This window comes from Thermogemmatispora sp., assembly GCF_042408735.1.
In the GTDB taxonomy this organism is placed as follows: Bacteria; Chloroflexota; Ktedonobacteria; order Ktedonobacterales; family Ktedonobacteraceae; genus Thermogemmatispora.
On record NZ_JBHOQV010000118.1, the window covers coordinates 112,776 to 119,278 of the forward strand.

The window sequence follows — 6,503 nt, forward strand, 5'->3', positions numbered from 1 at the left end:
TGTCTACCCAGATGGCAATAAATGCCCCTGAGAGTAAGACTCTTAGTTAGTCAAAATGGCCCCCTTGCATTGAAGCTTGCTCCCATATATAATCTTCGCGCCAACACCTACCATTCAACATCGAGGAACTGCGACCTGTGGTCACCAGCCTACATGTTGTCTTATCACACGTCCAGGTTGCCCCCCTTTTGCAGGCTCGTCGGGAGGGGAGGCGGCAGTGTGAACTCTCGCCGGACCTGGGCCTCTCCCTCGTGACTGTGGCTCTCACTGAGGAGGGGGTACTCTTCCCTTCGGGCGAACTGTTGCGTTGGGACGATGTCGAGCGCATCGCCTCTGCTCTCAATAGCTGTTTCTTGTTGGAGCACGGTTCTGTGCGGGCCATTCAGACCTTCTCTGCGGTGACCAACCGTCCCTGTAGCCTCTATCCGACGCAGGGGGCGCCCAGCCTGCTGATCGCCGGCTTTGTCATGCACCGCGTAAAGGAGGTTGATCCGTTGGAGGACACGCGCCTCAAGATCCGCACGCTGGCGCCCATTGGGGGGCGCGTGCTGGACACCGCCACCGGTCTGGGCTATACCGCCATTGAGGCGGCCCGCCATGCCGACGAGGTGATTACCATCGAGCTTGATCCTGCGGTCCAGGAGGTGGCTCGTTTCAATCCCTGGTCACAGGATCTTTTTCATCATCCGCGAATCCGTCGCATGCTGGGCGATGCCAGCGAGTTGGTGCCGACCTTTCCTGATCAGTATTTTTCGCGGATTATCCATGACCCGCCTGCTTTCGCCCTGGCTGGCGAACTCTACTCGGGTGCCTTCTATCGCGAGCTGTATCGCGTGCTCCGCGCAGGAGGGCGCCTTTTCCACTATGTGGGCGACCTGCAGAGCCGCGCAGGGAGTAGCACCCTTCGTGGGGTGACCCGCCGTTTGCAGGAAGCTGGCTTTTCGCGGGTGATGCCGCATCAGGAGGCGTTTGGCGTGGTAGCCTATAAGTAACCGCTGAGGGGGCTGCCCGCGTCCGCCGGGCCCCGGTGCTTGCTTTTGGCCTGCTCTTGCTCTTGGCTTATTCTTGCAGCTCCTGGCTGTGCTCGCGCGCCGTCCCGACTCCTGGCGCGTCTGCTTCCTCCTCGCACAGCTCACAGATGGCGCTGAGGCCGCGCTCGATGGTCTCCTCCTCCGCTCCCAGAGAGACGCGCACGTAGTCAACGGTGCTGGTGCCGAAGAGGTTCCCTGGTACAACCAGGACGTTCCGCCGGCGCAGCAGCTCCAGAGCGAAGGCGGCGGCTTGCCCTCTGTTGCTGCCGCTGCCGCTGTCGCTCTGTCTGCCGTCTCTCTTGCGGGCGATGTTGACCAGGATATAGAAGGCGCCATGGGGTGTGTACTCGTAGCGCCCGTAGCGCTGCAGGAGGGCCAGGGCACGGTCGCGTCGCTGCCGATAGGCCGCGCGCATGTGAGCGACGCAGTCCTGTGGTCCGCTGAGGGCCGCTGCGGCGGCACGCTGGCTGGCCAGCGGTAGGCTGGTATAGCTGGCGTCGAGCACTTGATTGAGGCTGCGCATAAGGGTCTGGCTCGCCACCAGATAGCCGATGCGCCAGCCGGTCATGGCATAGGTTTTCGAAAAACTATAGACGCCGATGTAGGTCCCTCGTTCACGCTCCTCCGCCGTTAGCAGGGCCAGGGGGCTGACATGCTCTCCCTCGAAAACAAGCTCGTCGTAGCATTCATCCGAGAGTAGCGCCAGCCGATGACGGCGGACGACCTCCAGGAGTGCGGCGACCAGCTCCCGGGGAAAGACGGCCCCCGTTGGGTTGCCGGGACTGTTGAGGATCAGCAGGCGCGTGCGCGAGCTGACCCGCCGCTCCAGCTCACGCGGGTCCGGTAACCAGCCGCTGGCCGGATCAAGCGGATACGGCACAGGTGTGGCGCCGGCGACCGCAAGCTGGCGATAGTAGTGGGGCCAGCCGGGATCGGGCAGCAAGACCTCATCTCCTGGGCCAACGGTCGCCAGGAGCGCTAGCTGGACCGCCCCCGTTCCGCCAACAGTCACTCCGATGTTGTCCGGCGAGACCTCGTAGCCGTCGATGCGCTTGATCTTGTCTGCCAGTAGCTCGCGCAGCCAGGGCCAGCCGCAGGCAGGACCATAAGTCTGGGCCTCTTCTTCCAGGGAGGCAATGGCGGCGGCGACGATGTGCTGCGGGGTGCGAAAGCTCGGCTCTCCGATCTCTAGCCGCAGCAGGGCCTGACCGGCCCTCTCTTGTTCCTCGGCGACCTGCCGCAGCCCGGCAAGAGGATTGGCCGGCAGACGCCGCCAGAGCCGCTGGCCTGGCTCCTCTCTTCCCTCTGCGATCTCCTGCTGCATGTCCGCTATTCTCTCACTCTCTAATTCTATCACATTGAGGGGCCTGCCTGCCGCCAGCTCGCCGCCTGTCTGATTGCCGGTCACCTGATCCCTTGCTCCCACGTGGCTCGCTTAAATGATTCCCCGTGCGCGGAAGGAAGCGATCTCGTCCTGGCTGTAGCCCAGCTCGCTCAGGATGGCGGCGCTGTGCTCTCCCAGTCGCGGCGGCTGGTAGCGCTCTTCCGGGGAGGTGTCGGAGAGGCGCGGGAAGGGGCGCAGGCTGCCGAGGGCCTCGCCGGCGATCTCGCTCATGTGGGCGACGGCGCGGGCCTGGGCGTGGGGATCGCTGAGCGCCTCTTCCAGCGAATAGACTGGCCCCACGCAGGCGTCGAGGTCGGCTAGCTCGGCCAGCCACTCGTCGCGTGTCTTGGTTTTGAAGATGCTTTGTAGAATGGCGATCGCCTGTTTGCGCTCCTCGGGGCCGACGGGAGTGTGGAAGGGTAGCAGTTCCAGGTGGCCGATGCGAGTGCAGAAGGCGTGCCAGAATTTCGGTTCGAGGGCGGCCAGGGTCAGGTAGCCGCCATCTCTTGTCTCATAAATATTGTAGCACGGCAGGCCACCGTCGAGGGGAGAGTGCCCCGGCTGGGGAGCCTGGCCGGTCGTCAGGTAGCTGCTGATGGCCAGGGGGAGCAGGCTCATAGCCCCCTCCGTCATGGAGACGTCGACCAGGCGTCCCTGACCGGTCTGGCTGCGTCCGACGAGTGCTGTCAGGATGCCGATTACGGCCATCAGGCCGCCGCCGGCCAGATCGGCCAGTTGGGTCGGGGGCATGACCGGCCTCCCCTGCTGATCGCGGTTGTAGTGCAGCAGGCCGGCATAGCCAAGATAGTTCAGATCGTGACCGGCACGTTGGCTGTAGGGTCCGTCCTGGCCGTAGCCGCTAATGGCGCAGTAGATCAGGGCGGGCCGCACCTCGCGTAGCTGCTCGTAGCCCAGGCCCAGGCGGGCCATGACGCCGGGGCGGAAGCTCTCCAGCAGCACGTCGGCGCTCTCTACGAGCCGCAGGAAGATTGCCCGGCCTTCCTCGGACTTGAGGTTGAGCGTCAGGCTGCGCTTGTTGCGATTAACTGCCAGAAAGGCCAGCCCCATGCCGCCGGGGCCGTAGGGGGGCATGTTTCTTCCGTAGTCGCCGCTGCCAGGCTCTTCGACCTTGATGACATCGGCGCCGAAGTCGGCCAAGACTTGCGAGGCGTAGCCTCCAGGCAGGAGACGGGAAAGGTCGAGTACACGGATGCCGCTCAGAGGCTGGGTCATGCCTGCTCTCCTTACTGCAGTGCGGAAACTCCTGGTCCGTCTGGTTTGCTTGACTAACGTTGTCTGCCTGCTTGAAACGATTCGCGCTCGGCGATGTTCGCTATGTTATAGCAAGATTAGCGAGCGCTGTCAATCCTTCCTCTGGTTCTTGGTTGGAGGGCTGGCCCGAGGTGGGAGAGAGGTGAGAAAGAGAAGAAGAGTGGGCAGATGGGAGCGAGGGGGAGGGGTCTGAGCAGGATGGTGGATGTGGGGTGGGCCCCATCAGGTTCGGATAGGGGGAGAGCGATAGCCTCTGCGGTCTGGGGGGGCCGGGCTGAAGGGCGCTGCGTGATACAATGACTCAGAGCTATCAATCTGTTGGAAATGAGGAGCATAGGAGTAGATGCCTATCGCCATTGTTGTTCATGGAGGAGCCGGCACGATCCCCGAGGAGCGGGCGGCAGTTGCGCAGGCCGGCTGCCGGGAAGCGGCAGAGCTGGGGTGGCGTATCCTGGAGCAGGGAGGCTCGGCCCTCGACGCGGTCGAAGCGGCGGTGCGTGCGCTGGAAGATAATCCGGTCTACAACGCTGGTACAGGGGCGACGTTGACGCAGGATGGTCGCATCGAGCTGGATGCAGGGATCATGGAGGGGCGCACGCTGCAGGTAGGGGCTGTAGCTGCCGTTGAGGGGGTGAAGAATCCCATCACGCTGGCGCGGCGGGTCCTGGAGAGTCCCCATGTGCTCCTGGTGGGACATGGGGCCCAGCAGTTTGCCCTGGAGCAGGGAATAGAGCTTTGCCGTACCGAAGATCTGTTGACCGACTATCAGTATCGCCGGTGGCGTGAGGAGCGCCGGGGAGTTGTCCAGCAGACCAGCGATGAGGATGAGGAGGAGCCGCCTTTCTACCGTCTGGAAGTAGCCACGACGACCTTTGTCTCCGACGAGGGGGAACCTGCCTACTACCGTCTGCAGGTAGGGGCGACCAGCATTCACCTCGATGAGGAGCGGCATGGAACGGTGGGGGCGGTAGCCCTGGACGAGTCGGGCCTGCTGGCGGCGGCCACCTCTACCGGAGGGATCTTTCAGAAGTATCCGGGGCGCGTCGGCGATACACCCCTGGTCGGTTGCGGCTTTTATGCTGACGAGCATGCCGCTGTTTCTTGCACAGGTCAAGGAGAGGACTTTGTCCGCCTGCTGCTGGCGCGGCGTGCCGCCGATTTTGTGGCCCTTGGGGCCAGCGCCGAGGTCGCGGCCCAGGCGGCGATCGCCGTTTTGAGCGCCAGGGCCACTGGCAAGGGTGGCTTGATCATAGTTGATGCTCAGGGACAGGTGGGGCTGGCCCACAACAGTCCCCAGATGGCCTACGCCTATCGCTGCTCTGGGATGGATCAGCCCGTCTGTGGCATCTAGGCCCAGGCAAGGAAGAGAGCACAGCAAGCCGCTCTGGAATTGGCTGGCCGGCCTCGCCCTGGCTGGCCAGCCAGCCGACCCGCTGCTCTTTTATTTTTCTTCTTCTTCTTCTTCTTTCCCTTCTCCTCCTCATCCTCCTCACTCTCTCTTCTTCTCGCCGATCGACCTGCGCTGCTGTAAGCTGCTGCTTCTTCTGCTGCTCCTCTAGTGCAGCAGAAGGGTACTCAAGAAGAAGCCCAGAATGAAGAAGCAGGCGAAGATCACCAGACCACAGACCAGGAGCAGCAGGAAGGGGATCTGTTGCTGGCTCTGCCCCGGCTCGGCTTCCGGCCCAGGGGCTGGCGTGCCGGCGTAGGGATAGAGAGGAGGCTGGGGCTGGGCAGGGGTAGCCTTCAGCGAGCTGTCAGCGATGGTGGGCGAAGCCGGGGAAAGTTCGAGTGCGGGGCCGGCATGCAGAGCGGCTGAAGGCGCGGGGGAGGCGAAAGAAGAGAGGCGACGCCCACTCTCTCCCCCGGGCAGGGACGGAAGCGGCTGGCCATCGGTTTCCGGCAGGAAGGGGGCAGGCGTAAAGGGGCGGGCGCTGGCGATTCCCTCTGCCGCGGGGGTGGCCACGGCGACCGAGGCTGGTACGGCGGCCTCCAGAGTCTCGCCCAGTGCTTTCAGCTCCATATAGAGAGCTTCAGGTCTATTGATGTGCTGGGGATGATCGCGTATGATGGCGCGGGCGATGAGGTCGCAGAGTTCGGGAGGAGCGGCGCGCAGGAAGCGCAGGCGGCCATCGGGAGGAGGCTCGACGCTGCTGGCGCCGGTCGGGCGTCCGGCCAGCAATTGGTAGAGCAGGAGGCCGGCGGCGCGAGTATCGTCGTCGAGGCGGCCCTCGCTGGCCTGGCCCCAGGGCAGTTCCTGGTCGGAGAGCACGATGCCGGCGGCGCCGACCACGCTCCAGGCATTGAAATAGGCGACATCGCTGGGCAGAGCGAAATTATTGACGCGCAGGAAACCCTGTCGATCGCGCAGGATCGAGGAGGGTGTCAGATCGCCGTGGCAGACGCGGCGTGTGCCGCTGGCGGCGTAGGTCAGGGCCTGACAGAGCTGGCAGCCGAGTTCGATCACCTCGAAGGGAGAGAGCTGGCGCTGCAGCAGGGCAGCGAAATCCTCGCCCTCGACGTACTCCTGGACCACATAGAGCTGATCGCCCTCACCAACGATATCGTAGAGGCCCACAATATGCGGGTGGGAAAACTGAGCTGTCATGCGCAAGGCGGTGCGGTAGACAGACACCTGCGACGGGGGCACCGCCTTGATGGCGACAGGGCGCTGCAGTACCTGGTCCAGGCCCTGATAGACGGTGCAAAAAGGTCCCTGCTTAATCAAGCGTCGCAGCAGGTAACGCCTGCAAATGACCCGGCCTGTTTCCACAATCGATGCCTCTTTATCAATCAAAGCGATTACAGATCCTGGAGAG

Annotated in this window: 6 protein-coding genes; 3 read left to right on the forward strand and 3 right to left on the reverse strand. The window is 63.6% G+C overall.

All coding sequences use genetic code 11. The features are described 5' to 3' along the window. Positions 1–137: 137 nt before the first annotated feature. Positions 138–992, forward strand: a complete 855-nt coding sequence (locus ACFMO7_RS10620; RefSeq protein ID WP_376795459.1) for a methyltransferase domain-containing protein — start codon at positions 138–140, stop codon at positions 990–992. A 67-nt stretch (positions 993–1,059) separates the two neighbouring features. On the opposite strand, the gene ACFMO7_RS10625 is transcribed toward ACFMO7_RS10620, so the two are convergent. Both ACFMO7_RS10625 and ACFMO7_RS10630 read right to left on the reverse strand, forming a co-directional pair. Then, complete coding sequence (locus ACFMO7_RS10625) at positions 1,060–2,355, reverse strand: pyridoxal phosphate-dependent aminotransferase (RefSeq protein WP_376795460.1); 1,296 nt, start codon at positions 2,353–2,355, stop codon at positions 1,060–1,062. Between the two features lie 111 nt (positions 2,356–2,466). Further along, on the reverse strand, positions 2,467–3,648 hold the full coding sequence (locus ACFMO7_RS10630) for a CaiB/BaiF CoA transferase family protein (RefSeq protein WP_376795461.1): 1,182 nt from the start codon (positions 3,646–3,648) through the stop codon (positions 2,467–2,469). A gap of 382 nt (positions 3,649–4,030) precedes the next feature. Between ACFMO7_RS10630 and ACFMO7_RS10635 the strand changes: the two genes are divergently transcribed. Both ACFMO7_RS10635 and ACFMO7_RS10640 read left to right on the forward strand, forming a co-directional pair. Next, positions 4,031–5,038, forward strand: a complete 1,008-nt coding sequence (locus ACFMO7_RS10635) for an isoaspartyl peptidase/L-asparaginase family protein (protein WP_376795462.1) — start codon at positions 4,031–4,033, stop codon at positions 5,036–5,038. Further along, positions 5,028–5,246 (forward strand): hypothetical protein, encoded by a 219-nt coding sequence (locus ACFMO7_RS10640; protein WP_376795463.1) that lies wholly within the window; start codon positions 5,028–5,030, stop codon positions 5,244–5,246. The genes ACFMO7_RS10635 and ACFMO7_RS10640 overlap by 11 nt, the downstream gene beginning before the upstream one ends. Here ACFMO7_RS10640 and ACFMO7_RS10645 read toward each other — a convergent pair. Continuing rightward, a partial coding sequence (locus tag ACFMO7_RS10645) for a serine/threonine protein kinase (RefSeq protein ID WP_376795464.1) occupies positions 5,243–6,503 on the reverse strand: 1,261 nt, incomplete at its 5' end. The genes ACFMO7_RS10640 and ACFMO7_RS10645 overlap by 4 nt on opposite strands.

What these genes read in the sequence shown, in the direction of transcription:
- ACFMO7_RS10625 (WP_376795460.1), bottom strand. Translation starts at nt 2,355, where the DNA reads ATGCAGCAGGAGATCGCAGAGGGAAGAGAGGAGCCAGGCCAGCGGCTC.
- ACFMO7_RS10630 (WP_376795461.1), bottom strand. Translation starts at nt 3,648, where the DNA reads ATGACCCAGCCTCTGAGCGGCATCCGTGTACTCGACCTTTCCCGTCTC.
- ACFMO7_RS10635 (WP_376795462.1), top strand. Translation starts at nt 4,031, where the DNA reads ATGCCTATCGCCATTGTTGTTCATGGAGGAGCCGGCACGATCCCCGAG.